We start from the raw sequence: 26,149 nt of genomic DNA, 5'->3' as shown, positions 1-26,149 counted from the left end.
TTGGTCTGTACCGCGGTCCATTCGAACGGTTGAACAAAAACTGCCACGTTCGGACGTGAGGAAGCTCACCTTGGCACAACCGCCGGGCAGTGAACAAGAGTTCCCGAACCGCGGCCATTCGGGGCCCCGCGACAATGAAAAGAACTGCTTCGGTCTTGCGCGGAGTTGACTGGTTCCCCGATGACAAGAGTGCAGCGGACCTCTCGTTCGAGCATCGAGTTGTCGAATACCGACAGCGCGTCGGCTTCCCGCCAACTCCCCTGTTACTACTGGCCGTTCGGGCGAAATCAGCGTGGTGGGGGATGTGGCTCGGCAGATCGGGATGGTCACAAAGTGACGACGACTGCCTCAGTCGCCTTGACGCTTGTCCACACGGAAGTGCCGTCCGCCAGCCCGAGTTCGGCGGCCGCCTGGGGCGTGATCTCCGCCACCAGGTCAGGGGCCCGAGAAGAAGTGACGAGAATGCGCAAGCGGCTGCCTGTCGCGGTGATTTCCCGGACCGTGCCGGGCCACACGTTCCGGGGACTGCCGCCCGGCTTTTCGCGGTGCACGGAAACAGCCTCGGGAGCGATGACGGCCAGTGCCTCGGTACCGGCCGGCAGCGGCTCCGCGATCACGAGGAAACCGCCGCCGGTCAGTCGCAGACCGTTGCCGTCGGCGGTACCGGTCCAGGCGTTGCGGCCCAGCATCCGGGCCACCCACGGGGAGCGGGGGTGCCGGGTGACCTCCGCGGGCGGGGCGTCCTGGAGGGCCCGCCCCTCCTCCAGGACGAGCACCCGGTCGGCGAGCGAGACGGCCTCGACCGGGTCGTGGGTCACCATCAGACAGACACCGCCGAAACCGTCGAGATGCCGGCGCAGGGTGTGCCGCACCTGGGCGCGCGTGGTCTGGTCGAGCGCGGCCAGCGGCTCGTCGAGCAGCAGCAGCCGCGGCCTGGCCGCCAACGCCCTTGCCAGGGCGACCCGTTGTGCCTGCCCTCCGGAGAGCTGGGCGGGCCGGCGGTGTGCGAGTCCGCCCACGCCCAGCCGGTCCAGCCAGGCCTGGGCGCTGCGGCGCGCCTCGGCGCGCGGGACGCCGTGGGCGCGCAGCCCGTACGCCGTGTTGCCGAGCGCGCTCAGATGCGGGAACAGCGCGCCGTTCTGCGGCACCCAGGCGACGCCCCGCCGGTGCGGAGGCAGCCCGGTCACGTCCACGCCGCCGAGCCGGAGCACGGCATGGGCACGCGGGGTGAGCCCGAGCAGGGCGCGCAGCAGGGTGGTCTTGCCCGCGCCGTTCGGGCCGACGACGGCGAGGGTGGTGCCGGGTCCGGCGTTCAGCGCGAGCTCGACGAAACCGCTGACCTCGGCCTCCAGCGAGCAGTCCTCCCGCCTCTGCGGGATCTCCGGCGGGAGTTCCTTCGCCAGGAGAACGGGGTCGGCGCCGGCGTCCACCCGCACCGCGGTGCCGGCCACGTCGGCGGCACTGGGCCGGCCCGCCGAACGGCCCGGGGAGCGGACCGCCGTGGCGCCGCCGGTCCACCGACCCCGCAGAGCGATCAGCACGGCCATGGCGATGGCCAGCAGCAGCAGGGACACGGAGGTCGCGGCCTCCGGCCGGTCCTGGAGCAGCAGATACACCTGGAGCGGCAGCGTCTGTGTGGAACCGGGCAGGTTCCCGGCGAAGGTGATGGTCGCGCCGAACTCGCCGAGCGCGCGGGCCCAGGTGAGGGCGGCTCCGGCGATCAGGCCGGGAGCCACCATCGGCAGCGTGACGGTGAAGAACACCCGTACCGGAGAAGCCCCGAGCGAGGCGGCCGTCTCCTCGTAGGCCGGGCGCAGTCCGCCGAGCGCGCCTTCGAGGCTGATGACGAGGAAGGGCATCGCGACGAAGGTCGCGGCGACCACCGCGCCCGAGGTGTGGAAGGGCAGAGTGATGCCGAAGGTGCCCTCCAGCCAGGGCCCGAGCAGTCCGCGGCGCCCGAACCCGAGCAGCAGGGCCACACCGCCCACGGTGGGCGGGAGCACCATCGGCAGCAGCACCAGGGAGCGTACGAGCGCCTTTCCCCGGAACTCGGCCCGCGCCAGCAGCCAGGCCAGCGGCACGCCGAGGACCAGGGACAGGCCGAGCGCCCAGAAGGAGACGAACAGCGACAGCCGGAGCGCCTCGGTGACCCCCGGGCTGGTCAGGTGCGTGACGAGGCCCGCCCATTCGGTACGCGCGAGGATGCCGATCAGCGGCATCAGAAGAAAGGCGATGGCCAGCAGCGCGGGCACGGCGAGCGCGACGGGGGTGCGCATGCCGGAGGAGCGCGTGCGCGAGACGGAGGGGCGCCCGCCGGGCGTCGGGGAGGCGGCCGCGGCGGAGCGCCCGTCCGGGCCGGGTGCGTCACCGTCGGCGGCGCGGATGCGAAAGCGTTTCATCGGGGTTCCTGGGGTGCTGGTCGTGTCCTCAGGGCCTTCCGTGGCCGGTCACGCGGCTGCCCGGCCCCACGCCGGGGCAGCCGCGTGCGACGGTCACGGCTGCTGGAAGCCCGCCTCCTGAAGGATCTTCTGCGCCTCGGGCGTGCTCAGCCACCGCACGAACGCCGCCGCGGCCTCCGCGTGCTCGGAGGACTTCAGCGTCGCCGCCGGGTACGCGGCGACGGCGTTCTGCGCGTCCGGGATCTCGATCGCGTTGACCTTGTCCTCCGCGGTGGAGGCGTCCGTCCTGTAGACGAGCCCGGCGTCGGCCTCACCGAGCTCGACCTTGCTCAGCACCGCCCGGACGTTGGGTTCCTGGGAGACGGGCTTCACCGTGATCTTCTGGGCGTCCAGGATCTTCTTGCTGTAGCGGCCGACCGGCACCTCGGGCGCGGCCAGCACGACCTTCAGCCTGCTGTCGGCCAGGTCCTTCAGCTCGTCGACCTTCTCCGGGTTCCCTTCACGGGTCGCGATGACCAGCCGGTTCCTGGCGATGACGGCAGGCTTCCCGGTGTCGGCCCTCAGGCCGTCCATGGTCTTGGTGTCGGCGGTGACCAGGGCGTCGGCGGGCACACCCTGCTGGACCTGGGCGGCCAGCTCCTGGGAGCCGGCGAAGGAGAAGGTGATCTTCGTCCCGGGGTGGGACTTCTCGTACGCCTCCCCGGCCTTCTTGAAGACGTCACTGAGCGAGGAGGCGGCGAGCACGGTCAGATCCGCGGCGGGGGTCGTGGAGCCGGACGTGTCCTTGGCGGCCGGACTGTCCTTCTTGTCGTCGCTGCCACAGGCGGCGAGCGGTACGAGAAGGGCCGCCGTCAGCAGCGCGGCCGCGGTACGGCGTCGGGTGAGGGAGAAGGACGAGGCAGTCATGCGGTGACACTCCTGGTGATGCGTTCGGAGCAGTCCGCGCCGGTGACGGGCGACGCCGCTGCGGGAAGAAGGGGGGAGATACCGGACGAGCGGGAGAGCGGTCAGGCGTGTCAGGCACGGTCGATGTGCACGCTGGTCGACTTCACGCGGGCGGTGGCCTGCATGCCGACCTCGAGTCCCAGCTCCTCGACGGCCTCCCTGGTCAGCAGGGAGACGAGCCGGTGCGGCCCGGCCTGGATGTCGACCTGGGCGGCGACGTCGCCGAGTTTGACCGCGGTGACGATGCCGGGGAAGGAGTTGCGCGCCGAGGTGTAGGAGACGTCCTCCTCGCCGGCGCCGCTCTGGGCGACCTCGATCGAGAACGCGGCCAGGTCCCGGCCGTCGATGAGGCGGCGGCCGCTGTCGTCGCGATGGGTCGCGACCCTTCCCGCGTCCGCCCAGCGGCGCGCGGTGTCAGGGCTGACGCCCAGCAGACGGGCCGCCTGGCCGATGGTGTAGGACTGCATGTGCGCCACGTTAGGCACCATGAGGCCGCATCTACAAGGCACGGGGGCTATTTCCGTAGCAAATGCCAGCCTCCTTGGAGGATGCCCCAAGGGGTACGGGAGCACTGCCGCCCCACGTCGCCCGAAGGTGCCCGGGGGCCGGTGGCTGGCTACGCTGCGCCAATACGGCATATGTCCGACACGTCCGAGGGGACGAGGCCGTGAGTACTGACGTGGTCACCCTGGAACTGCCGATCGCCGCCCGGCCCGAGACGGTGTTCTCCTTCTTCACCGACCGGAACAAGTGGCTGCTCTGGATGGGCAAGGACGGCCGGTTCAGCTTCGAGCCCGGCGGCGCCTACCGGACGAACATCGCCGGCGACAACGTCGCCGAGGGCCGCTTCGTCGAGATCGACCCGCCCGAACGGCTCGTCTTCACATGGGGCTGGACCGAGGGCACGCTGTCCATCCCGCCCGGCTCCACGACGGTCGACATCACACTCGAACCGGTGCCCGACGGCACCCTGCTCCGCCTCGTCCACAGTGGTCTGCCGACCCCCGAGGCATGCGCCGCGCACAAGGAGGGGTGGGCGCACTACGTGGACCGGCTCGCGACTCTCGCGGCGGGCGGGAATCCCGGCTCCGACAGCTGGAAGTGATCAGCAAGACCGCCTTGAGGCCGGCCGCGACCGTCCCGGCGACGGCCCCGGTCCGTCAGCGGATGCTCAGTCGGCTGCCGCGGTGTGGACGAGACGACCGGCGAACCAGGTCTGCCGGACCTCGGTGTTGTGAACGTGCTCGACAGGGACGTCGAAGACATTGCGGTCCAGGACGATGAAGTCGGCGGACATGCCCGGTGAGAGACGCCCGGTCCTCTCGGCCAGCCCCATGGCCCGGGCGGCGTTGACGGTATGGGCCCGGATCGCGGTGTCGAGGTCCAGGGCCTGGTCGGCGGCCAGGGAGCCGGGAAAGACCGGGTCGGGGCTGCGGCGAGTGACCATGGTCTCGATGCTCAGCCACGGATTCGGCACCTCCATGGCGACAGGCCAGTCGGATCCTGCCGCCACGAGGGTGCCCGCGTCGTGCAGGTCGCGCAGAGGCCAGATGCGTTCCATGTAGTGGTCCTGCACCTGCTGGGCAATCACGCTGTTCATCGGGTTGGGCAACCACAGCACAGGCGAGGCGTCGGCCACGACACTCAGTTCGGCGAAGCGTGCCACGTCATCGGGGTGGACGAACTCCGGATGCGCGACGTGGAACACGGGCCCGTCGCCGTACCGCTCGCGCATGACCGCCACCGCTTCGAGCGCCTGACGCACCGTTGCGTCCGCGGTGGCGTGCAGCTTGGCGTGCAACCCGCGGGAGAGCGCCGCCTCCAGCAACTGCAGGAGTTCCTCGTCGCTGAACAGCCCCTCGCCGTGGAACGGGCACACATGACCGCCGGTGGCGCCTGCGGGAGCGAAGGGGTCGGGCTTGTAGGCGTCGAGGAACTTCGATGTCCGGGTCATCGGCACACCGTCGAGGACGCCCTTGACGAAGTCCGGCAGGACATGGGCGGAGCGACGCGCGGAAGCGGTGTCGAACAAACTCGGTGCCCACCGGCCCGGACTCGACGAACTCCCTGGCCGGCATGGATCCCACGATCCAGGCATTCAGCTCTCCCGCCCGGTCGAGTTCGGTGAACACGTCCAGCCAGGCCCCATCGTCGCCGCGTCCTGCGTCGCGGTGACACCCACCGAGTTGAAGATCGACACGGCTGTGCGGGCCGACCGCAGATCCCGCTCGTGCGGATCACCCGAGCTCCGCCGGGCCGCCAGTTCGGCATCGGTGGAAGGCCGGCCCAGCAGCAGTCCGACCGGGCGGCCCACGTCGTCACGGACGTAACTCCCGCTCGCCGGATCCGGCGATGACGAGTCGATGCCGAGGATGGCCAGGGCGCGGGAATTCACCCACCGGTTGTGCAGCGAGTCGTCGCGCAGCATCACCGGCCTGCCCAGACTCGCCTCGTCCAACGCCGCCAGCAATCTCCCGGTTGCCCAGCGCCTGGAACACCGGACTGATGACGATGCCACCGACCACCCATTCATCCGGCCCGAGCGTGCCGGCCCGGTCCCGTACCGCCCCGAGGATCTCCTCCACCCCGAACACCGGCGAAAGCCCGAGCTCCCAGGCAGCCGCCTGACCGCCGAAGCCGACATGGGAATGCACGTCGATCAGGCCCGGCATCACCATGCCGCCCGCGGCGTTGACGAGCCGGGTCTGCGAGCCGGTCACGGCCGCGACGTCGGCGTCGTCGCCCACCACGACGATGTTCCCGTCGCGTACGGCGAAGGCCTCCGCCCACGGCCGGGCGGGGGTCGAGGGTATAAACGGCGGAATCACGGACGACGAGATCAGCGGGCCGACTGTCCTGGGCAGGCATGTGTCCGACTTTCTCGGCTCCGCCGTAGGGCGCAGCCTCGCCGGGAGAAAGGCCGTATCGGTGTCATCCGCAATATAAAGGAGGATTCCCGGGCCCACCCCCTGGGGCCCGCACCCGGCCGGACTGTCCCATGCCGCCGATCGCGAAGGGCCAGGAAGTCTTTGACGAGGCCTCCGGATCGGCATCCGTACGTATCCCCTTCGGGGATTCGGACGGGGCGGGACCTTGTCCCACAGCGTCGTGACCCGACGTGCGGCGCGACACGTCACCTACGTCGCTACGGCCCAGAGCCTTTCCGGGGTGGGACCAACTGGGCCCGGCGGCTCGAAAGCCCCTCTGACCGGCGGACCACTTGGGTCAGAGTTCGCGACGCCCCTCCAAGGAGAGACGTTTCTGCAGGTCAGCGACCTGCCTGGGTGGGGCGGGTGGGACTCGAACCCACGGCCGACGGATTATGAGTCCGCTGCTCTAACCGGCTGAGCTACCGCCCCTAACGGCGCGTCGCGCACAAATGTGCGCGCCGTCTGCCGCAGCATAGCCGCTCATACGATCTCCTGCCTCGGATGGTCGGCAACGCCCAATCATGAGGACTGCGCTGCCTGCTGCCCGGTTCCAGGAGCCGTCGACAAGCCTTCGGGCACACGAAAAAGGACCCCTCGACGGGGCCCTGTTCCGGTATCCGCTCCCCCGGCTGGACTCGAACCAGCAACCCTCCGGTTAACAGCCGAATGCTCTGCCAATTGAGCTACAGGGGATCGCGCTCCCCCGACTGGACTCGAACCAGTAACCTGCCGGTTAACAGCCGGCTGCTCTGCCAATTGAGCTACAGGGGATTGCTGCGTGTGCACCGAACGTACCCAACCCGGAGCGTCCCGGAGGGCGTGCGCTCGCTGCGACACATACATTAGCGCAAGCAGGGGGGTGCTCCGCCAATCGGTATGCGCCCGGGTGATCAGGGGCGATCACGGGTAGGCGCCCAGCACCGACGTAAGGGAAGGGTGGCAGACATGCGGTACAAGGTCACGTTCGTCGTCGGACTGGCTGTCGGCTTTGTGATCGGCACACGGGCCGGCCGTGAGCGCTACGAACAACTGAAGAAGTCCATGCGCCAGCTGTCGCAGAACCCCGCCGTGCGCAATGCCGCGGAGTCGGCGGCGCACAACGGCCGCGAGGTGGCCGGCAAGGCCTTTCACGCGGTGAGCGACAAGGTCGGGGACCGGATGCCGGATTCGGTCTCCGAGCGGGTCAGGTCCCTGCGGGAGCGCAGCTCCACCAGGGAGGACGAATGGGGAACGACCAACACGTGACGCCGCCGCTCCACATGTGCGGCAGAATCTTCCCCCATGGGGATAGTCGCCGGTCTGGACAGTTCGTCTGCATTCACCCGCATCGTCGTCTGTGACGCGGACACGGGTGCCGTGTTGCGGCAGGGCTATGCCCCGCACCCGGTGGAGCCCAAGGCCACCGAAGCCGATCCGCAGGCGTGGCTGCTCTCGCTCGGCGAGGCGGCGGCCGGTGGCCTGCTCGAAGGTGTGCAGGCCATCGGCGTCTCCGCGCAGCAGCATGGCATGGTCCCGCTGGACCGTCAGGGCGGACTCGTCCGGCCCGCACTCCTCGGCAACGACAAGCGTGCCCAGGTCGCCGCGGCGGACCTGATCGACGCACTCGGTGGGCGGCAGCCCTGGGCCGAGGCGGTCGGCTCGGTGCCGCAGGCCGCTCACCCGGTGGCGAAGCTGCGCTGGATGGCGCGTTCCGAACCGGAGGCGGCTCAGCGCGTGGCCGCGGTGCTCCAGCCGCACGACTGGCTGGTGTGGCAGCTGCTCGGCCGCCCGGTCCGCAGGACCACCGACCGCGGCGGCGCATCCGGCACCGGGTACTGGTCGGCGGGCACCGGTTCCTACCGTCCCGACCTGGTCGAGCTGGCTCTCGGCCATCAGTGCGCGCTCCCCGAGGTGCTCGGCCCGGCCGAAGCCGCGGGCACCACCCCCGAAGGTCTGCTGATCTCCGCCGGCACCGGCGAGACGATGGCCGCCGCCTTCGGTCTGGGCGTCGGCGTCGGCGACGCCGTGGTCTCGCTCGGGGCCTCCGGCTCCGTGATGGCGGTGCACCACGAGGCGCTGGCCGATCCCAGCGGAATGATCACGTCGTACGCGGACGCGACCGGCATGCATCTGCCGGTGGTGCACACCTCCAACGCCGTACGGGCGCTGCGCGGCACCGCCGAGCTGCTGGGGCTCGACGGCCTCGAGGAACTCTCCGCGCTGGCCATGAAGTCCACGCCCGGCTCCTCCGGGCTGGTCCTGCTGCCGTATCTGGAGGGCGAGCGGACCCCCCAACTGCCGCACACCGCGGGCACCCTGACCGGTCTGCGCCGGGAGTCGATGCGGCCCGAGCATCTGGCCCGGGCGTCCTTCGAAGGCATGCTCTGCTCCCTGGCCGACGCGATGGACGTGCTGCGCGCCCGCGGCGTCGAGGTGCGCCGGGTCTTTCTGCTGGGCGCGAGCGCCGGGTTGCCGGCCGTGCAGTCCGCGGCCCCCGGGATCTTCGGCGCGCAGGTGGTCGTGCCGCAGCCCGCCGACTACGCGGCGCTCGGCGCGGCACGCCAGGCGGCCTGGGCGCTCGGGGCCTCGCAGGGGATGCTGTCCCCCGCGTCCCCGCCCGTCTGGCAGGACGCCGCGGCGCAGCTCTTCGAGCCGGGCGACGAACTGGCGGTCGGTCAGGCGGTGCGCCAGCAGTACAGCGCGACGCGGGAGCAGTTGCACCCCGGGGCCTTCGGCCCGACATCTTGACCCCTCCTTGAAACAAACCCGTGGGGTTCGGGGGTGGAGTGCCGCAAGATGGGGTGACCCCCGATCTTACCGAGCCCGAGAGACAGCGCGTGCTGATACGACTGCTGCGGACCCATCTGAGTCCGTACACACGACCCATCGCCCTGCTGGTGGCGCTGCAGTTGCTGCAGACCAGCGCCACTCTGTATCTGCCCACGCTCAATGCCGACATCATCGACAACGGTGTCGTGAAGGGTGACACGGGCTACATTCTGCGGCTCGGCGCACTCATGATCGGCATCAGCCTCGTGCAGGTCATCTGCAACATCGGCGCCGTCTATTACGGGGCGCGGACCGCTTCCGCCCTCGGACGGGACGTGCGGGCGGCCGTCTTCGACCGGGTGCAGAGCTTCTCGGCCCGGGAGGTCGGTCGCTTCGGAGCACCGTCGCTGATCACTCGGACGACCAACGACGTCCAGCAGGTGCAGATGCTGGTCCTGATGGCGTTCACCCTGATGGTGTCGGCTCCGATCATGTGCGTCGGCGGCATCGTGCTGGCGCTCGGCCAGGACGTGCCCCTGTCCGCCGTGCTGCTGGCGGTGGTGCCGGTGCTCGGTATCGCCGTGTCGCTGATCGTCAAGAAGATGCGGCCGCTGTTCCGGACCATGCAGGAGCGGCTGGACACGGTGAACCGGGTGTTGCGGGAGCAGATCACCGGCAACCGCGTGATCCGCGCCTTCGTCCGCGACGGCTACGAGAAGGACCGCTTCCGCGGGGCGAACACGGAACTGACCGATGTGTCCCTGGCCACCGGCCGGCTGATGGCGCTGATGTTCCCGACCGTCCTGACCGTCGTGAACGTCTCCTCCGTCGCCGTGGTCTGGTTCGGCGCGCACCGCGTCGACAGCGGCGCCATCCAGATCGGCGCGCTGACCGCGTTCCTCGCGTATCTCATGCAGATCGTGATGGCCGTGATGATGGCCACTTTCATGTTCATGATGGTGCCGCGCGCCGAGGTCTGTGCCGAACGCATCGACGAGGTCCTGTCGACGGAGTCGAGCGTGGTGCCGCCCACCGCGCCGGTACGACAGCTGCACCGGCGGGGGTCTTTGGAGGTACGCAGCGCCGAGTTCCGCTACCCCGGGGCCGAGGAACCGGTGCTGCGCGATGTCTCGCTCTCGGCGCGTCCGGGCGAGACGACCGCGATCATCGGCTCCACCGGCAGCGGGAAATCGACGCTGCTCGGTCTGGTGCCGCGGCTGTTCGACGTGACCGGCGGCGAGGTGCTCGTCGACGGGGTGGACGTCCGCGAACTCGAACCGTCGCTGATGGCACGGACCGTGGGGCTCGTGCCGCAGAAGCCGTTCCTCTTCTCCGGCACGGTGGCGACGAACCTGCGGTACGGACGGCCCGACGCGAGCGACGAAGACCTGTGGCAGGCGCTGGAGGTCGCGCAGGCGGCCGACTTCGTACGCGAACTGGACGGCGGGCTCGACGCACCGATCGCGCAGGGCGGCACGAACGTCTCCGGCGGTCAGCGCCAGCGGCTCGCCATCGCCCGGACGCTGGTGCAGCGCCCGGAGATCTATCTGTTCGACGACTCGTTCTCGGCGCTGGACTACGCGACCGACGCGGCGCTGCGTTCCGCGCTGACGCTCGAGACCTCGGAGGCGACGGTCATCATCGTCGCCCAGCGGGTGTCCACCATCCGTGACGCGGACCGGATCGTGGTCCTGGACGAGGGGCAGGTCGTGGGGACGGGAACCCACCGCGAGCTGATGGCGGGAAACGAGACCTACCGGGAGATCGTGCTCTCGCAGCTGACGGAGGCTGAGGCCGCATGAGCGGGCCGGGTGGACGCATGATGATGGGCCCGGCCGAGCGGTCCATGAACTTCAAGGGCTCGGGCAAACGGCTGCTGAAGCGGCTCGCGCCCGACCGGAAACTGCTGTGGGTGATGCTCGCGGCGGGTGTGCTGAGCGTCGCGTTCTCGGTGGTCGGGCCGCTGGTGCTGGGCCGCGCGACCGACCTCGTCTTCGCGGGTGTCGTCGGCCGGGACATGCCGGAGGGGACGACCAAGTCCCAGGCGATCGACGCTCTGCGGGACAAGGACCAGGACGGACTCGCGGACATGCTGTCCGGGGTGGACTTCACGCCGGGCGAGGGCATCGACTTCACCGCGGTCGGTCATGTGCTGCTGGTGGCGCTCGCGCTGTACGTGATCTCCGGGCTGCTGGCGCTGGTCTCCACCCGGCTGTCGATCCGGGTGATCAACCGGTCCGTGTACCGGATGCGTGAGGACGTCCAGGCGAAGCTGTCCCGGCTGCCGCTGTCGTACTTCGACCGGGCCAAGCGCGGCGAGGTGCTGAGCCGGGCCACCAACGACATCGACAACATCTCGCAGACCCTTCAGCAGTCGATGGGCCAGCTCATCAACTCGCTGCTGACCATCGTCGGTGTGCTGGCGATGATGTTCTGGATCTCCCCGCTGCTGGCGCTGGTCGCCCTGGTGACCGTGCCCGTGTCGGTGTTCGTGGCGACGAAGGTGGGCAAGCGGTCGCAGCCGCACTTCGTGCAGCAGTGGAAATCCACCGGCACGCTCAACGCCCACATCGAGGAGATGTACACCGGCCACGCCCTGGTGAAGGTCTTCGGACGGCAGGAGGAGTCGGCCAGGGACTTCGCCGAGCAGAACGAGGCGTTGTACGAGGCCGGATTCAAGGCGCAGTTCAACAGCGGTGTGATGCAGCCGCTGATGTTCTTCGTCTCGAACCTCAACTACGTGCTGGTGGCGGTCGTCGGCGGACTGCGGGTCGCCTCCGGGGCCCTGTCGATCGGCGAGGTGCAGGCCTTCATCCAGTACTCCCGGCAGTTCTCGATGCCGCTGACCCAGGTCGCCTCCATGGCGAATCTGATCCAGTCGGGCGTCGCCTCCGCCGAGCGGGTCTTCGAGCTGCTGGACGCCGAGGAGCAGGAGGCCGACGCACCGTCGGCCGGGCGTCCCGAGGAGCGCCTCGGCCGTGTCGCCCTGGAGAAGGTCGCCTTCCGCTACGACCCGGACAAGCCGCTCATCGAGGACTTGTCGCTGACGGTGGAGCCGGGCCACACGGTCGCGATCGTCGGCCCGACCGGCGCCGGCAAGACCACGCTGGTCAATCTGCTGATGCGGTTCTACGAGGTGACGGCGGGGCGGATCAGCCTCGACGGCGTCGACATAGCGGACATGTCGCGGGAGGAACTGCGGTCCGGTATCGGCATGGTGCTCCAGGACACCTGGCTGTTCGGCGGCACCATCGCGGACAACATCGCCTACGGCGCCGCGCGGGACGTGACGCGGGCGGAGATCGAGGAGGCCGCGCGCGCCGCGCACGCCGACCGCTTCATCCGTACGCTGCCCGAGGGCTACGACACGGTGCTCGGCGACGACGGGGCCGAGGGCGCGGGCGTGAGCGCGGGCGAGAAGCAGCTGATCACCATCGCGCGGGCGTTCCTGTCCGACCCGGTGATCCTGGTGCTCGACGAGGCGACGAGTTCGGTCGACACGCGTACGGAGGTCCTGATCCAGAAGGCGATGGCGCGTCTCGCCCACGGCCGTACGAGCTTTGTGATCGCCCACCGGCTCTCCACCATCCGGGACGCGGACGTGATCCTGGTCATGGAAAACGGCTCGATCGTCGAACAGGGCACTCACGACGGCCTGTTGGCGGCAGAGGGCGCCTATGCGCGGCTGTATGCGGCACAGTTCGCGCAGGCGGTCGTCGAGGTGGAGTGAGAGCGGGAGCCCCGCGGTTGCCCGGAGGTCCGGGGTGTCAGTCCAGGTAGCCGCGGAGCTGGTCGGCGAAGGCGTGGTCGCGCAGCTTGTTGAGGGTCTTGGACTCGATCTGGCGGATGCGTTCGCGCGTCACGCCGAAGATCCGGCCGATCTCCTCCAGGGTGCGCGGCCGGCCGTCGACCAGCCCGTACCGCAGTTGCACGACCTTGCGTTCGCGCTCGCCGAGGGTGGAGAGCACCGCTTCGAGGTGTTCGCGCAGCAGCAGGAAGGCCGCGGACTCCACGGGAGACGCGGCGTCGCCGTCCTCGATGAGGTCGCCCAGGGCGACGTCGTCCTCCTCCCCCACCGGCGCGTGCAGCGAGACCGGTTCCTGGGCGAGCCGCAGCACCTCGCCGACCCGCTCGGGCGCCAGGTCGAGCTGGGCGGCGACCTCTTCGGCGGTGGGTTCGTAGCCGCGCTCCTGGAGCAGCCGGCGCTGGACCCGCACGACACGGTTGATCAGTTCGACGACATGCACCGGGACGCGGATGGTGCGGGCCTGGTCGGCCAGCGCGCGCGACATGGCCTGGCGGATCCACCAGGTCGCGTACGTCGAGAACTTGTAGCCGCGGGCGTAGTCGAACTTCTCGACCGCCCTGATCAGGCCGAGGTTTCCCTCCTGGACCAGGTCGAGCATGGTCAGCCCGCGGCCGACGTAGCGCTTGGCGACCGAGACGACGAGCCGCAGATTCGCCTCGATCAGCCGGCGCTTGGCCATCCGGCCCATCACGACCAGTTTGTCGAGGTCGACGGCGAGCTGGGAGTCGTCGATGTCGGGGGTGCCCGCGAGCCGCTCCTCGGCGAACAGGCCCGCTTCGACCCGGCGCGCGAGCTCCACCTCTTCCACCGCCGTGAGCAGCGGTATTCTGCCGATCTCCCGCAGGTACTGGCGGAACAGGTCGGAGGACGGCCCGCTGGAGTCCGCTCGGGCGGCGGGGGCGGGTTCGGGCGGGTCGGGTACTTCCACTGCGTCCTCGACGACGGTCTCCGCGACCGTTTCGGGAACGGCCTCGGGATGGTGTGCGGGCAGGCTCTGGGCGGGGACCTGCGCGGAGACCTCGGCGGCAGCCTCGGTCTCGGTCAGGGTCTGGGTCTGCACGGGGGCGACCTCCAGGGTGATCGCTGCCGGATCGGGGGCGTACGGCAGCGGGACGGGGGCGGCCGGGCCGCTTTCCGTCCCGTACACGATGAGCGGATCCGCGGGGTCGAGAGGCCCACTCGGTGTGGACCGGCCGCGCTCCGAGGACTCAGGCACCGCCCCCAGTGTGGGGTACGACACACAGCTGCCACGAGGGGCGTGCGACGACTTTTTGAGTCCCGTGCGTGACCGGACGGTTACCGGGACGGTGCCCGGCAGCTGTGGGCGGCGGGCTCTAGAGGGCGTCGGCGCCGCGGTTGCGCAGGGAGCGGGCGTACTGCTGGAGGACCCACAGTTCGTTCGCCACGGCGGTGTGCTGCTCGGGGTCGGCGTGCGGGCCGAGGCGGGCGAGCGTGCCCTGCACCTCGCTGATGCGGCGGTCCACGGCGCGCAGCCGGACCGAGACGAGCTGGACGCCCGCGTACGTCTCGTCGACGATTTTCGAGTGCACGGCCTCGACGGCCAGTTCGGTGACCAGCGCGCGCACCGTGTCGTTGGAGGCGGCGTCGCGGACGCGGGCGAGATAGCCGGAGCTGTCCTGTGTGCCCTGTTCGGCGCCGCCCGCCTCGGCGATGGTCTGGCGGACCGCGGCGTACGGAGGGGCGGTGAACTCGTCCACGCCGTACGCGTCGAACGCCGGGGACACCAGGCCCGGGTGCTGGAGCGCCAGCTTGAGCAGTTCCCGCTCGGTGCGGTGGGCCGGGCTGCGGAGGTTGAGTGCGGGGCCGGACGGGGCCGCGGGGGCCTGGGGCTCCTGCTGCCGGGCGGAGGGGCGCGTGGGAGCCGGGCCGCGGCCGCCCCGGTCCCGGGCCCAACGGGCCAGCTGGGCCACGCGCTTGACGACGAACTGGGTGTCGAGGATGCCGAGGATGCCGGCGAGCTGCACGGCCGACTCGTGCTGGATCGCGACGTTCTTGATGCCCGCGACGATGGGGGCGGCCTCGTCGAGCGCGGCGGCGCGGCCGGCCGGGGTCTCCAGGTTGTGGCGCTGCACGACCTGGCGGATCGCGAACTCGAAGAGCGGGGTGCGGGTCTCGACGAGCTTCTGCACCGCGTCGTCGCCCTGGGCGAGCCGCAGCTCGCAGGGGTCCATCCCGTCCGGTGTGATCGCGATCGACGTCTCGGCGGCGAACTTCTGGTCGTCCTCGAAGGCGCGCAGCGCGGCCTTCTGGCCGGCCGCGTCCCCGTCGAAGGTGAAGATCACCTCGGCGGTGGCGTTGTCCATCAGCAGCCGGCGCAGGATCTTGATGTGGTCACCGCCGAACGCCGTGCCACAGGTCGCGATCGCGGTGGTCACGCCCGCGAGATGGCAGGCCATCACATCGGTGTAGCCCTCGACGACGACCGCGCGGCTGGCCTTGGCGATCTCCTTCTTGGCCAGATCGATGCCGTACAGCACCTGGGACTTCTTGTAGATCCCCGTCTCGGGTGTGTTGAGGTACTTCGGGCCGTTGTCGCTCTCGTACAGCTTGCGGGCGCCGAATCCGACGACGTCGCCGGAGATCTCGCGGATGGGCCACATCAGCCGGCCGCGGAAGCGGTCGATGGGGCCGCGGCGGCCGTCCTGGGAGAGGCCGGAGAGGATCAGCTCCTTGTCGCTGAAGCCCTTGCCGCGCAGAAAGCGCGTGAGGTGGTCCCAGCCCTGCGGGCTGTAGCCGACGCCGAAGTGCTGGGCGGCACCCTGGTCGAAGCCGCGCTCGGCGAGGAAGGCGCGGCCGGTCTCCGCCTCGGGGCTGTTCTCCAGCTGCTCGATGTAGAACTGCGCCGCGATCTTGTGCGCCTCCACCAGCCGGATCCGCTCGCCCCGCTGGTGGCTCGGGTTGTACCCGCCCTCCTCGTACCGCAGGGTGATGCCCGCCGTCGCGGCGAGCCGCTCGACCGTCTCCGAGAAGGTGAGATGGTCGATCTTCATCACGAAGGCGATGGTGTCGCCGCCCTCCTGGCAGCCGAAGCAGTGGAACAGGCCCTTGCTCGGGCTGACCTGGAAGGAGGGGGACTTCTCGTCGTGGAAGGGGCAGAGCCCCTTGAGATTGCCGCCGCCGGCATTGCGCAGCTGGAGGTACTCGGACACGACGGCGTCGATCGGGACGGCGTCCCGCACCGCCTTCACGTCGTCATCGTTGATCCTGCCTGCCACGCGTGAAGTCTACGGTGGCGCGGTGACACTCCTGTCTGCTCCCGTCATCCCGTGAGCGTGGTGAGGGGGACGCCCGGGTCGCCGAGAGCGTCCGGGTCCACCTGGGCACCGGAGCGGATGAGGTCCTGGACGGGTCCGGTGACGTCCCACACATTGACGTTCATCCCGGCGAGCACCCGGCGGTCCTTCAGCCAGAAGGCGATGAACTGCCGCTTGCCGGCGTCCCCGCGCAGCACCACCTGGTCGTAGCTGCCGGGCGGTGCCCAGCCGGAGTACTCCAGGCCCAGGTCGTACTGGTCGGAGAAGAAGTACGGGACGCGGTCGTAGCTGACGTCCTGGCCGAGCATGGAGCGCGCGGCCGCCGGGCCGCCGTTCAGCGCGTTCGCCCAGTGCTCGACCCGCAGCCGGGAGCCGAGCAGCGGGTGGTGCGCGGCGGCGACGTCGCCCGCGGCGTAGATGTCCGGATCGGAGGTGCGCAGCTGCGCGTCGACCGCGATGCCGCCGCCGTGTGAACGGTCGGCGAGGGCGAGGCCGGCGGCTTCAGCGAGGGCGGCGCGGGGTGCCGCGCCGATGGCGGCGAGCACGTCGTGGGCCGGGTGCTCCTCGCCGTCGTCGGTGCGGGCCGCGAGGACGACGCCGTCCTGGCCGGTGATCTCGGTGAGGCGGGCGCCGAAGTGAAAGCGGACGCCGTGCTCCTTGTGCAGCTCGGTGAAGACCTGCCCGAGTTCGGGGCCGATGACCTGGTGCAACGGGGTGGCCTCGGGTTCGACGACGGTGACCTCGGCGCCGTAGCCGCGGGCCGCGGCGGCGACCTCCAGACCGATCCAGCCGGCGCCCGCGATGACCAGATGGCCGTTGTCGCGGCCGAGCGCGGCGAGAACCCGGCGCAGCCGGTCGGCGTGGGCGAGGCGGCGCAGATGGTGGACGCCGGCGAGCTCGGTGCCGGGGATGTCCAGCCGGCGCGGCTCGGAGCCGGTGGCCAGCAGCAGCTTGTCGTAGTGGAGGACGGCGCCGTCGCCCAGCCGGACCGACTTGGCCTCACGGTCGACGGCGACGACGGTCTGGCCGAGATGCAGCTCCACATCGGCCTGCGCGTACCAGCCGGGCTCGTGGACGAAGACGCTGTCGCGCTCCTCCTTGCCGGAGAGATAGCCCTTGGACAGGGGCGGGCGCTCGTAGGGGTGGTCGCGCTCGTCACCGATGAGGATCACGCGTCCGGTGAAGCCCTCCGCACGGAGGGTCTCGGCGGCCTTGGCCCCGGCCAGACCACCACCGACGATGACGAACGTCCGATGTGCGTCGACCACTTGATGCCTCCTTTTTGCTTGTACGCTGCGCAGCCTTCAGCGAGCGTCCCGCACGCAGCGTGATGGCGGAAGAGGGGGTGACCTTCGAGCGTGTCATCCCGGACATCCCGCGCGGGCCGCTCCGGCCGCTCAGCGGCGGGCCGTGAGCTGCGCGTGCAGACTGCGGGCGGTCGCGTCGGTGAGTGACGCGAGCTGGTCGACGACGACCCGGGCACGGGCCCGGTCGTCGCCGGCCGCGGCGAACAGGGCGCGGAACTGCGGGTCGAGGGTGTCGGGCGCGCGGGAGGTGAGGGCCTCGGCCAGTTCGGCGAGCACGATGCGCTGGTCGGCCCGGAGGGTCTCCTGCTCGGCGCGCTGCATCACATAGCGGTCGGCGACCGCCTTGAGAACGGCGCACTCGTTGCGCGCCTCGCGGGGGACGACGAGTTCGGCGGCGTAGCGGGTGAGCCGGCCGGTGCCGTACGCCTGGCGGGTCGCGCCCTCGGCCGCGAGGGCGAAACGGCCGATGAGCTGGCTGGTGGCGTCCTTGAGGCGGGCCTGCGCGACGGCCGAACCGTCGTAGTGATGTGGCCACCATTCCTGTTCCAGGAGCCGGTCCAGGGCCTCGGCGAGCTCCTCGGGGTCGGTGTCGGAGGGCACGTACCGGCCGATCGCCACCTGCCAGATGTCGCTGCGCTCCGGTTCGGCGAGCAGGAGGCCGGGGTCGAGGTGGCCGGCGTGCAGTCCGTCCTCGAAGTCGTGCACCGAGTAGGCGACGTCGTCGGCCCAGTCCATGACCTGGGCCTCGAAACACTTGCGGTGTTCCGGCGCGCCTTCGCGGACCCACGCGAAGACGGGCAGGTCGTCCTCGTACACGCCGAACTTGACCGAGGCGGGGTCGGTGGGGTGACCGCCGCGCGGCCAGGGGTACTTGGTGGCGGCGTCCAGCGTGGCGCGGGTGAGGTTCAGGCCGACACTGACGACACCGCCGCCGTCGGTGGGGACGAACCTCTTGGGCTCGATACGGGTCAGCAGGCGCAGCGACTGGGCGTTGCCCTCGAAGCCGCCGCAGTCCTTGGCGAACGTGTTGAGCGCCTGCTCGCCGTTGTGCCCGAAGGGCGGATGGCCCATGTCGTGGGCGAGGCAGGCGGCCTCGACGAGGTCGGGGTCGCAGCCGAGCGCGGCGCCCAGCTCGCGGCCGACCTGGGCGCACTCCAGGGAGTGGGTCAGCCGGGTGCGCGGGCTGGCGTCCCACGCCTGGTTGCGGGTGCCCGGGGTGACGACCTGGGTCTTGCCGGCGAGACGGCGCAGCGCGGAGGAGTGCAGCACGCGCGCACGGTCGCGCTGGAACGCGGTGCGCCCCGGACGCTTGTCGGGCTCGGGCGCCCAGCGCGCGGAGGCCGCGTCGTCGTAGCCGTCGTCGTGGAGGCCGTTTCCGTCGTAGGTTCCGGGCCCGGGCGGAGTGGTGCTGGTGGTGCCTGCCATGCACCGAAGGTAACCGGAGTGGCCGGAGGACGGTCGACCCGGTGGGCTACACGGAGGCGAGTTCGCGCCGCTGAGCCGCGTACCGGACGGTCAGCGCCTCGTCGTAGCGCTGGAGCAGCAGCCGGGCGAGGGCGGGGTGCGCGCCGAGCGGGGCGGCGGCGATCCACGGTGTGGCGGCGGCGCTGCGGGCGGCGAACAGGCCGGGGGCGGCGAAGTAGGAGGCGACGGCGATGCGGTGTCGGCCGCGGGCGGTGAGCGCGCGGACGGCGGCGGGGACCGTCGGGGACGCGGCCGAGGCGTACGCGGCGACGACCGGCACCCCGCCGAGGCGTTCGCTGAGCATCTCCGCCGTGCTGCGGGCGTCGGCCGCCGAATCGGGATCACGGGATCCGGCGGCCGCCAGGACGACACCGGCGCTGCGGCTGGTGCCGTCGCCGGGCTGCCAGCCCGCGTCGGCGAGCCGGGAGCAGAGCGCCTCCACCAGCAGGGGGTGCGGGCCGAGCGGTGCGGCGACGCGGATGTCCGCACCGGGCACGGCGGCCGCTGCCTGCGGCAGGTCGTGCTTGACGTGGTACCCGCGGCCGAGCAGCAGCGGTACGAGGACGGCCGCGCCGCCCCGGGCGTGCGGTGCGGGGGCGAGGCCGGCGAGGGTGTCGCCGAGCAGCGGCTCGTTCAGCTCGATGTGGCCGAGTCGTACGTCGAGGCCGGGACGCAGTTCACGGACGCGGTCGAGAAGCTCGAGGACGGTGTGGAGGGCACGGGGCTCGCGGCTGCCGTGGGCGACGGCGACGAGGGTGGGCCGTTCGTTCGGGGGCATGAGCCTGCGGGTTCCGTTCAGTCGGACATGGCCGAGTTGGGTGCCCAGCTGGTCGGTGATCCGTGAGAGCAGCTGAGCGGTGGTGTCGAGGGGCAGTGGCCGGCCGTCTGGTAGCTGTGGCTGCTCCGTCATGAACAGATCCTGACGGGCCGACATTGCGGGGCCGTTGCACGGCCGTGACAGCTGTTTTCCGCGGCCTCACCGCCCTTCCGCGGCCGGTGTCAGGACCGTCGTACCGAGCCGTGGGCCGATCCGCCGCGGAAGACGGGACAGCCCTCAGCCGAACGAACCGATCCGGTCCGTTCCGCGTCTGACCGGGTGTGAAGGGATCACGACTCATGCCTCGCCTGCCCGGACCGCCCCGCTCGCGCCGCTCACGGCGGCGCCTCGTGCAGGCGGCGATGCTCGGCTGTGTGCTCGCTCTCGCCCCGGCGACCTGGATGCACGCCGTGGCCGACAGCCGGGTGAGGACCGTCGCGGAGGTGCCCGCCCAGGATGTGGCCGTGGTCTTCGGGGCGGGCCTGTGGGAGGGCCGGCCCACGCCCTATCTCGCGCACCGGCTGGACGCGGCCGCCGGGTTGTACCGGGCGGGCAAGGTACGGGTCGTGCTGGTCACCGGGGACAACAGCAGGGCGGAGTACGACGAGCCCGACGCCATGCGCACCTATCTGACCGCCCGGGGCGTGCCGGACGGGCGGATCGTCAGCGACTACGCCGGGTTCGACACCTGGGACTCCTGTGTGCGCGCCAAGAAGATCTTCGGTGTGGACCGGGCGGTGCTCGTGACGCAGGGCTTCCACATCCGGCGGGCCGTCGCGCTGTGCCGTTCGGCGGGGGTCGAGTCGTACGGCGTCGGGGTCTCCGAACCGCACGACGTGACCTGGTACTACGGCGGAGTCCGCGAGCTGGCCGCGTCGGGGAAGGCGGCGCTGGACGCGGCGGTCGAGCCCGATCCGCGGTTCCTGGGCGCCGAGGAGAAGGGTGTGCACGAGGCGCTGGCCGCGTCCGGACGGTGATCGTCTGCGGGTGACACACGGCGGGCCGCTCGCTTCGGGATGCGCGGCGCGCAACAGTGATCGGTATGGAAAACGACGTGGCGACCCTGCTCAGCCGGCACACCGAGGCGCTCGCGCTCTTCTCCGACCGGGTGCACGCGGTGCGCCAGGAGCAGTGGGACGATCCGACACCCTGCACCGAGTGGTCGGTGCGCGATCTCGTGAACCATCTGACCGCGGAACAGTTGTGGGTGCCCCATCTGGTGGTCGAGGAAGCGGACCTCGACGATGTGGGCGACGCGTACGAGGGCGATGTCCTCGGCGCACATCCGCGCCGGAGCTGGGACGCGGCGGCGCGCGCCGCCCGGGAGGCGTTCGCGGAGCCCGGCGCGCTGGAGCGGACGGTACGGCTCTCCTACGGCGAGACGCCCGCGGTGGCCTACTGTGCGCAGATGACCACGGACGCGATCGTGCACAGCTGGGACCTGTCCCGTGCGATCGGCGCGTCCGAGCAGCTGCCGGACGCGCTGGTGGCCTTCGCTCTCGACGAGGTGAGTCCGTACGCGTCCGAGCTGGAGGCGTCCGGACTGTTCGCCCCGCCGATCGAGCCGCCGCCGGCCCACAGCCACCAGGCCAGACTGCTCGCGCTGCTGGGCCGCCGCGCCTGATCGGCCGCGGCGACAGGGGCGCCTCACAGGACGCGGCAGGGCATGCGGAGGGCCGCGTACCCCGGCTGTAATGGGGCACGAGGGCTGGTGTAACAGAGGCCGCGCACGCTGGGCGTATGTCCGAGCTCACCGCCCCCGCCGCCCCGCTCACCGCGACGCACTGTCCGTACTGCGCCCTCCAGTGCGGCATGAATCTGCGCGCCCCCGGGGCCGGCGAGGAGACGGTGCGGGTGGTGGAGCGGCCGGACTTCCCCGTGAACCGGGGCGCGCTGTGCGGCAAGGGCCGGACCGCCCCCGCACTGCTCTCCTCCCGGGTGCGCCTGACCGGGCCCCTGGTCAGGTCCCCTGCCACCGGCAGGCTCGAACCGGCTACCTGGGAGGAGGCACTGGAGCGGGTCGCGGAAGGGCTGCTGGGGACCGGGGCCGCCCACGGCCGGGACGCGGTCGGTGTGTTCGGCGGCGGCGGGCTCACCAACGAGAAGGCGTACACGCTCGGGAAGTTCGCCCGGGTGGTGCTCGGCACCTCGCAGATCGACTACAACGGGCGCTTTTGCATGTCGTCGGCCGCTGCCGCGCATCAGCGGGCGTTCGGACTGGACCGGGGACTGCCGTTCCCGCTGGAGGACATTCCGCGGACGGGCTGTGTGGTGCTCGTCGGCTCCAATCCGGCCGAGACCATGCCCCCGGCCCTGCGCTTCCTGACGGAACTGCGGGAGAACGGCGGCACGTTGATCGTCATCGACCCGCGCCGCACGCGCACGGCCGAGCAGGCGGACCTCCATCTCGCGCCCCGGCCCGGCACGGATCTGGCGCTGGCGCTCGGCCTGCTGCATCTGGTGGTGGCCGAGGGGCGCACGGACGAGGCGTTCATCGCGGACCGCACGAGCGGCTGGGAGGAGGCCAGGTCCGCGGCGATGGCGTACTGGCCGGAGCTGGTGGAACGGATCACGGGGGTGGGGGTGCCGCAACTGCGCGCGGCGGCCGCCCTGTTCTGTGACGCCTCGTCGTCGATGGTCCTCACCGCCCGCGGCCCGGAGCAGCAGTCCAAGGGCACCGACACGGTGAGCGCCTGGATCAACCTGTGCCTCGCGACGGGCCGGGCCGGGCGTCCGCTGTCCGGCTACGGCTGTCTGACCGGGCAGGGCAACGGCCAGGGCGGCCGTGAACACGGCCAGAAGGCCGACCAGTTGCCCGGCTACCGCAAGCTGGACGACCCGGCGGCCCGCGCGCATGTGGCCGAGGTGTGGGGTGTGGCGCCCGAGTCGCTGCCGGGGCCGGGCCGCAGCGCGTACGAACTCCTCGACGCGCTCGGCACCGAGGTGAGGTCGCTGCTGGTGATGGGCTCCAACCCGGTGGTGTCGGCGCCCCGGGCCGCCCATGTGGAGGAGCGGCTGCGGTCGCTGGACTTCCTCGCGGTCGCGGACGTGGTGCTCTCCGAGACGGCCGCGCTGGCGGACGTCGTGCTTCCGGTGACGCAGTGGGCCGAGGAGACGGGGACGACGACGAACCTGGAGGGTCGGGTGCTGCTCCGCCGCCGCGCGGTGTCCGCGCCGCCGGGCGTTCGCAGCGATCTCGAGATCCTCGGCGCACTGGCCGCGCTGCTCGGCCACGAGAAGGGCTTCCCGGCGGACCCCGAGGAGGTGTTCGAGGAGCTGCGGCGGGCGTCCGCAGGCGGACCCGCGGACTACTCGGGCATCACGTACCGCCGGATCGCGGAGGAGGACGGGGTGTTCTGGCCCTGTCCGGAGGACTCGGCGGAGATGCGTCACCCGGGCACGCCCCGGCTGTTCCTCGACCGGTTCGCCACCCCCGACGGGCGGGCCCGGTTCGTACCGGTCACGCACCGGGCCGCGGCGGAGGAGCCGGACGACGACTACCCGGTGCTGCTGACAACCGGCCGGGTCGTCTCCCAGTACCAGTCCGGGGCCCAGACCCGGCGGGTCGACGAGCTCAACACGGCGGCGCCGGGGCCCTTCGTGGAGCTGCATCCGCTGCTCGCAGAACGCCTGGAGGCGGTCGAGGGCGACCGGATCGCCGTCGTCTCGCGACGGGGGCGGGCGGTCGGGCCGGCGCGGATCACCACGGGCATCCGGCCGGACACCGTGTTCATGCCGTTCCACTGGCCGGGCGAGGGCCGGGTCAACTCGGTGACGAACCCGGCGCTCGACCCGACGTCCCGGATGCCGGAGTTCAAGGTGTGCGCGGTACGGCTGGAGCGGGTGGAGCAGGTGGAGCAGGTGGGCGCCGGGGAAGTGGCCGGGCCCGGGGCGCCGGAAGCGGGGTAGCGCCCTCGGCCGGGGCAGCGTCCACCGGGGTGTCAGCCGACCGGGCGGGCCCGGGGCGGGGTCAGCCGACCGGACGGCCCGGGGGCCGAGGGGCGGGTCAGCCGAGCGGGGCGGCCCGGGGGCCGAGGGCCGGGGAGCAGCCGCCCTCGCGGACGAAGCGGCCGGGGGCCGTCGTCAGCCGACCGCGCGGACGCACCAGTCGCCGCCGGGGATGGCGGTGCCGTGCGCGCGGAGCCTGCCTGCCACGTCCCGTGCCGCTACGTACACCCACGCCCGTACCGCCGTGCCGTCCGGGCGCAGCACGTCGAGCGCGACCCGTTCGTACAGATTGCGCGGGTGGCCGGGTGAGACGTACTCCTCCAGCCGGTCGAGCACGGTGAGCAGATCCCCGTACTCCCCCCGCCCGGCCGTCAGCAGGTCGCCCACGACGCCGGAGGCACCGAGGGCGGAGGACGACTCGACCGCGTACGGGTAGCCGGGGCCGTCGTAGAGCACCGCTCCGGGGAGCCGTGCCGGTTCCTCGGCGGCGGTGGGGCCGTGCAGAAACAGATGGTGGTTGCACTCCCCCGGCCGGAGGGTGCCGTAGACGAAGAAGGGCAGGCCCTGGCCGTTCATCGAACCGAGGTCTCCGCGTCGATCCACGACAGGTAGGCAGCGCTGCCGGCCACCACCGGGGTGGCGATGATCTCCGGCGTCTCGTAGTCGTGGGACGCCCGCAGATGTGCTTCCAGCGCCGGGTAGCGCTCCTCGGACGTCTTGAACAGGATCTGCCACTCCTGCGCGGTCTCGATCGCGTCCTGCCAGCGGTAGACGGAGGTGACCGGCGCGGAGATCTGCGCGCAGGCGGCGAGCCGTGCCGCCACGGCTCCGCGCGCCAGCTCCTCCGCCTTGGCGGCGCTGTCGGTGGTGGTCAGAACGGTGAGTGCCAGGGCCACAGGCGGACTCCGATCGCTTCGGGGGTACTCACGGGCGGGGCCTCACGGCCCCTGCCGGGCCGGTGCGGCCCACGGTACGGGAGCCCCGCCCGCGCACCGCCACCCGCCGGGGTCAGCCCGTGTACGGGTGTGCCGACTTGGCCGTCCGCAGAGCGCGGCCCCACCACGCGAGCTGGTCCAGCATCGCCTTTGCGGCGGCGTCGGGGGCCGCCGGGTCCCGGTGCCGGCCCTCGTCGTCGAAGTGGCCGCGAGCGTTGTGGAAGGAGACCGTGTCGCGGACGGTCACGGCGTGCATCTCGGCGAAGACCTGCCGCAGCTGCTCGACGGCGCGCAGCCCGCCGGACATGCCGCCGTACGAGACGAAGCCGACGGGCTTGGCCTGCCATTCGGTGAAGTGCCAGTCGACGAGCGCTTTCAGGGACGCGGGGAAGGAGTGGTTGTACTCGGGTGTGAGGACGACGACGGCGTCGGCGCCGGCCAGGACAGGCGAGACCTTGGCGAGCTCGGCGCGGACGGCGGGCGAGGGATCGTGGGAGATGGCGGTGGGGAGGTCCACCTCGCCGAGATCGACGAGCTCGGCGGCGAAGTCCTCCCGCTGCCGTGCGTTGGCCAGGAACCACTCGGCGATGACGGGCCCGAAGCGCCCCTGCCGGTTGCTGGCGAGGATGACGGCGAGCCGGAGGGGGACGGCGCGGGAGGCGTCCGTGTACGTGGCTGCCTGCGGATTCTGCTGCGTGATGAGGTCCATGCCACGAGCGTGGTACCTCAAGCTTGCTTGAGGTCAAGCGGGCGGGGGCGGCGGGCGCGCCGGGGGGTGTGGCGGGGGTGCTCGGGCCTGCCGCGACGGGGCGTCGGGGACGTGGCACGCGGGCCGGACGCGAGCAACCACGAGCGACGGGAGCGAGGGCGCGCAGTTCGTCGGCGAGGGACCGGCCCTCCGGCGGGGCACTCAGGCCGTCGCGGGCGAGCACTGGGTAGATTCTTCCATGCCGGTCGCGGGCGGAATCGGCCCCGGACAGCGCACGCGCCCGAGTCCGCCGCCGGAGACGAGCGGCCCCGGGGCGCGCAGCCCGCAGCAAGCGACCGGCGGCACGGGCCCGTCCGCGTCACCCATTCAGTCCGGGCGACCGCGATTCACCACGGCCCGCCCTGACCTGCGACAACCGCCACTGTCCAGCGCGACACGCCGGGAATGGCCCCATATCTGATGCCGCATCAGCAGGCGTGGGACGCGCGCTGCGCCTTACCTCGAAGAAGACGACCCCCGTCGCACCGTGCTTCCCGGAGGAACCCCATGCGTATCGCCGCCCGCCTGCTGACCGGCCTCGCGCCGGCAGCCGCCCTCATAGGCACCGGTGCCACCGGGACGTCGGCCGGGACCCTGGGGAGCGGCCACGGCGTCGGTGACGTGGTGGTCGGGCTCCGTGGCGGGCCTGGCGGGCACGGACGGACAGGTCTCGGCCGCGGCATCGGCCCGGACACCACCCAGATCGCGGCGGGTGTGGCCCTGCAGGCCACGTTGCAGTACAGGCTGAGCGTTTCTCAGCGAAGCTTGAGGGGTGTGGGTCACTGCCGTTTCATAGGCGATGGAGTCAGGCGCCTGGGGAAAGGG

General features: G+C 71.5%; 22 protein-coding genes, 3 tRNA genes and 1 pseudogene. 9 read left to right on the top strand and 17 right to left on the bottom strand.

The annotated features are described in order from the left end of the window. Positions 1–326: 326 nt before the first annotated feature. The 3 genes from ABTX78_RS25075 to ABTX78_RS25065 all read right to left on the bottom strand — a co-directional run bounded on the left by ABTX78_RS25075 (position 327) and on the right by ABTX78_RS25065 (position 3,811). Positions 327–2,276, bottom strand: a complete 1,950-nt coding sequence (locus tag ABTX78_RS25075; protein WP_352209147.1) for an ABC transporter permease — start codon at positions 2,274–2,276, stop codon at positions 327–329. 216 nt (positions 2,277–2,492) lie between these two features. Then, a complete protein-coding gene (modA, locus tag ABTX78_RS25070; RefSeq protein WP_352209041.1) occupies positions 2,493–3,305 on the bottom strand; it encodes a molybdate ABC transporter substrate-binding protein in 813 nt (270 codons plus the stop codon). A 110-nt stretch (positions 3,306–3,415) separates the two neighbouring features. Further along, entirely contained in the window at positions 3,416–3,811 is a 396-nt protein-coding gene (locus ABTX78_RS25065) for a TOBE domain-containing protein (protein WP_352209040.1), read from the bottom strand. A gap of 200 nt (positions 3,812–4,011) precedes the next feature. Here ABTX78_RS25065 and ABTX78_RS25060 point away from each other — a divergent pair, with 200 nt between their 5' ends. Beyond that, positions 4,012–4,449 carry an SRPBCC family protein gene (locus ABTX78_RS25060; RefSeq protein WP_352209039.1) on the top strand — a complete coding sequence of 146 codons (438 nt, stop codon included), beginning with the start codon at positions 4,012–4,014 and terminating at the stop codon, positions 4,447–4,449. Between the two features lie 66 nt (positions 4,450–4,515). On the opposite strand, the gene ABTX78_RS25055 is transcribed toward ABTX78_RS25060, so the two are convergent. The 6 genes from ABTX78_RS25055 to ABTX78_RS25030 all read right to left on the bottom strand — a co-directional run bounded on the left by ABTX78_RS25055 (position 4,516) and on the right by ABTX78_RS25030 (position 7,045). After that, complete coding sequence (locus tag ABTX78_RS25055; RefSeq protein WP_352209038.1) at positions 4,516–5,376, bottom strand: amidohydrolase family protein; 861 nt, start codon at positions 5,374–5,376, stop codon at positions 4,516–4,518. Between the two features lie 66 nt (positions 5,377–5,442). Beyond that, positions 5,443–5,772 carry an amidohydrolase family protein gene (locus ABTX78_RS25050; protein WP_352209037.1) on the bottom strand — a complete coding sequence of 110 codons (330 nt, stop codon included), beginning with the start codon at positions 5,770–5,772 and terminating at the stop codon, positions 5,443–5,445. Next, on the bottom strand, positions 5,663–6,091 hold the full coding sequence (locus ABTX78_RS25045; RefSeq protein ID WP_352209036.1) for an amidohydrolase family protein: 429 nt from the start codon (positions 6,089–6,091) through the stop codon (positions 5,663–5,665). The genes ABTX78_RS25050 and ABTX78_RS25045 overlap by 110 nt, the downstream gene beginning before the upstream one ends. Positions 6,092–6,629: 538 nt before the next feature. Then, positions 6,630–6,703, bottom strand: a tRNA-Ile gene (locus tag ABTX78_RS25040). Between the two features lie 191 nt (positions 6,704–6,894). After that, positions 6,895–6,967, bottom strand: a tRNA-Asn gene (locus ABTX78_RS25035). A gap of 5 nt (positions 6,968–6,972) precedes the next feature. Continuing rightward, positions 6,973–7,045 (bottom strand) — tRNA-Asn (locus ABTX78_RS25030). Positions 7,046–7,219: 174 nt separating this feature from the next. On the opposite strand from ABTX78_RS25030, the gene ABTX78_RS25025 reads away from it, so the two are divergent. The 4 genes from ABTX78_RS25025 (at position 7,220) to ABTX78_RS25010 (ending at position 12,752) form a co-directional block, all read left to right on the top strand. Next, positions 7,220–7,519 carry a YtxH domain-containing protein gene (locus tag ABTX78_RS25025; RefSeq protein ID WP_352209035.1) on the top strand — a complete coding sequence of 100 codons (300 nt, stop codon included), beginning with the start codon at positions 7,220–7,222 and terminating at the stop codon, positions 7,517–7,519. Positions 7,520–7,555: 36 nt separating this feature from the next. Continuing rightward, entirely contained in the window at positions 7,556–9,001 is a 1,446-nt protein-coding gene (locus ABTX78_RS25020) for an FGGY family carbohydrate kinase (protein ID WP_352209034.1), read from the top strand. Between the two features lie 89 nt (positions 9,002–9,090). Further along, positions 9,091–10,824: an ABC transporter ATP-binding protein gene (locus ABTX78_RS25015; RefSeq protein ID WP_352209146.1), complete on the top strand. Its 1,734-nt coding sequence runs from the start codon at positions 9,091–9,093 to the stop codon at positions 10,822–10,824. Further along, positions 10,821–12,752: an ABC transporter ATP-binding protein gene (locus ABTX78_RS25010; protein ID WP_352209033.1), complete on the top strand. Its 1,932-nt coding sequence runs from the start codon at positions 10,821–10,823 to the stop codon at positions 12,750–12,752. The genes ABTX78_RS25015 and ABTX78_RS25010 overlap by 4 nt, the downstream gene beginning before the upstream one ends. A gap of 37 nt (positions 12,753–12,789) precedes the next feature. On the opposite strand, the gene ABTX78_RS25005 is transcribed toward ABTX78_RS25010, so the two are convergent. The 5 genes from ABTX78_RS25005 to ABTX78_RS24985 all read right to left on the bottom strand — a co-directional run bounded on the left by ABTX78_RS25005 (position 12,790) and on the right by ABTX78_RS24985 (position 19,786). Then, positions 12,790–14,046, bottom strand: a complete 1,257-nt coding sequence (locus ABTX78_RS25005) for an RNA polymerase sigma factor (protein ID WP_352209032.1) — start codon at positions 14,044–14,046, stop codon at positions 12,790–12,792. 118 nt (positions 14,047–14,164) lie between these two features. Continuing rightward, entirely contained in the window at positions 14,165–16,066 is a 1,902-nt protein-coding gene (gene dnaG / locus ABTX78_RS25000; protein WP_352209031.1) for a DNA primase, read from the bottom strand. Positions 16,067–16,110: 44 nt separating this feature from the next. After that, positions 16,111–17,373, bottom strand: coding sequence for an NAD(P)/FAD-dependent oxidoreductase (locus ABTX78_RS24995; RefSeq protein ID WP_352209030.1), 1,263 nt, complete (start codon positions 17,371–17,373; stop codon positions 16,111–16,113). 129 nt (positions 17,374–17,502) lie between these two features. Further along, a complete protein-coding gene (locus ABTX78_RS24990; protein ID WP_352209029.1) occupies positions 17,503–18,837 on the bottom strand; it encodes a deoxyguanosinetriphosphate triphosphohydrolase in 1,335 nt (444 codons plus the stop codon). Between the two features lie 46 nt (positions 18,838–18,883). Continuing rightward, positions 18,884–19,786 (bottom strand): sirohydrochlorin chelatase, encoded by a 903-nt coding sequence (locus ABTX78_RS24985; protein ID WP_352209028.1) that lies wholly within the window; start codon positions 19,784–19,786, stop codon positions 18,884–18,886. Between the two features lie 206 nt (positions 19,787–19,992). On the opposite strand from ABTX78_RS24985, the gene ABTX78_RS24980 reads away from it, so the two are divergent. From ABTX78_RS24980 to ABTX78_RS24970, 3 genes are all read left to right on the top strand, one after another. Next, a complete protein-coding gene (locus ABTX78_RS24980; RefSeq protein WP_352209027.1) occupies positions 19,993–20,670 on the top strand; it encodes a SanA/YdcF family protein in 678 nt (225 codons plus the stop codon). Between the two features lie 65 nt (positions 20,671–20,735). Beyond that, a complete protein-coding gene (locus ABTX78_RS24975; RefSeq protein WP_352209026.1) occupies positions 20,736–21,317 on the top strand; it encodes a TIGR03086 family metal-binding protein in 582 nt (193 codons plus the stop codon). A 116-nt stretch (positions 21,318–21,433) separates the two neighbouring features. Beyond that, positions 21,434–23,602, top strand: a complete 2,169-nt coding sequence (locus ABTX78_RS24970) for a molybdopterin oxidoreductase family protein (RefSeq protein WP_352209025.1) — start codon at positions 21,434–21,436, stop codon at positions 23,600–23,602. Positions 23,603–23,776: 174 nt separating this feature from the next. Here the strand turns inward: ABTX78_RS24970 and ABTX78_RS24965 are convergent, their stop codons facing one another. The 3 genes from ABTX78_RS24965 to ABTX78_RS24955 form a co-directional block, all read right to left on the bottom strand. Next, positions 23,777–24,217: a gamma-glutamylcyclotransferase family protein gene (locus tag ABTX78_RS24965; RefSeq protein ID WP_352209145.1), complete on the bottom strand. Its 441-nt coding sequence runs from the start codon at positions 24,215–24,217 to the stop codon at positions 23,777–23,779. Further along, a complete protein-coding gene (gene cutA / locus ABTX78_RS24960; protein ID WP_352209024.1) occupies positions 24,214–24,537 on the bottom strand; it encodes a divalent-cation tolerance protein CutA in 324 nt (107 codons plus the stop codon). The genes ABTX78_RS24965 and cutA overlap by 4 nt, the downstream gene beginning before the upstream one ends. A gap of 112 nt (positions 24,538–24,649) precedes the next feature. Further along, positions 24,650–25,285 (bottom strand): NADPH-dependent FMN reductase, encoded by a 636-nt coding sequence (locus ABTX78_RS24955; protein WP_352209023.1) that lies wholly within the window; start codon positions 25,283–25,285, stop codon positions 24,650–24,652. Between the two features lie 546 nt (positions 25,286–25,831). Between ABTX78_RS24955 and ABTX78_RS24950 the strand changes: the two are divergent. Then, a pseudogene (locus ABTX78_RS24950) lies at positions 25,832–26,149 on the top strand (hypothetical protein); the annotation flags it as partial.

Source organism: Streptomyces sp. NPDC096193 (assembly GCF_040302905.1).
Taxonomy (GTDB): Bacteria; Actinomycetota; Actinomycetes; order Streptomycetales; family Streptomycetaceae; genus Streptomyces.
Note: the sequence above shows the minus strand (reverse complement) of the source record. Positions and strands in the feature narration are given on the sequence as shown.

Bases quoted from the DNA above. Each gene is read 5' to 3' on its own strand.
- ABTX78_RS25075 (WP_352209147.1), bottom strand. From the start codon at position 2,276: ATGCGCACCCCCGTCGCGCTCGCCGTGCCCGCGCTGCTGGCCATCGCC.
- modA (WP_352209041.1), bottom strand. From the start codon at position 3,305: ATGACTGCCTCGTCCTTCTCCCTCACCCGACGCCGTACCGCGGCCGCG.
- ABTX78_RS25065 (WP_352209040.1), bottom strand. From the start codon at position 3,811: ATGCAGTCCTACACCATCGGCCAGGCGGCCCGTCTGCTGGGCGTCAGC.
- ABTX78_RS25050 (WP_352209037.1), bottom strand. From the start codon at position 5,772: ATGCTGCGCGACGACTCGCTGCACAACCGGTGGGTGAATTCCCGCGCC.
- ABTX78_RS25025 (WP_352209035.1), top strand. From the start codon at position 7,220: ATGCGGTACAAGGTCACGTTCGTCGTCGGACTGGCTGTCGGCTTTGTG.
- ABTX78_RS25020 (WP_352209034.1), top strand. From the start codon at position 7,556: ATGGGGATAGTCGCCGGTCTGGACAGTTCGTCTGCATTCACCCGCATC.
- ABTX78_RS25010 (WP_352209033.1), top strand. From the start codon at position 10,821: ATGAGCGGGCCGGGTGGACGCATGATGATGGGCCCGGCCGAGCGGTCC.
- ABTX78_RS24990 (WP_352209029.1), bottom strand. From the start codon at position 18,837: ATGGCAGGCACCACCAGCACCACTCCGCCCGGGCCCGGAACCTACGAC.
- ABTX78_RS24985 (WP_352209028.1), bottom strand. From the start codon at position 19,786: ATGACGGAGCAGCCACAGCTACCAGACGGCCGGCCACTGCCCCTCGAC.
- ABTX78_RS24980 (WP_352209027.1), top strand. From the start codon at position 19,993: ATGCCTCGCCTGCCCGGACCGCCCCGCTCGCGCCGCTCACGGCGGCGC.
- ABTX78_RS24975 (WP_352209026.1), top strand. From the start codon at position 20,736: ATGGAAAACGACGTGGCGACCCTGCTCAGCCGGCACACCGAGGCGCTC.
- ABTX78_RS24970 (WP_352209025.1), top strand. From the start codon at position 21,434: ATGTCCGAGCTCACCGCCCCCGCCGCCCCGCTCACCGCGACGCACTGT.
- ABTX78_RS24965 (WP_352209145.1), bottom strand. From the start codon at position 24,217: ATGAACGGCCAGGGCCTGCCCTTCTTCGTCTACGGCACCCTCCGGCCG.
- ABTX78_RS24955 (WP_352209023.1), bottom strand. From the start codon at position 25,285: ATGGACCTCATCACGCAGCAGAATCCGCAGGCAGCCACGTACACGGAC.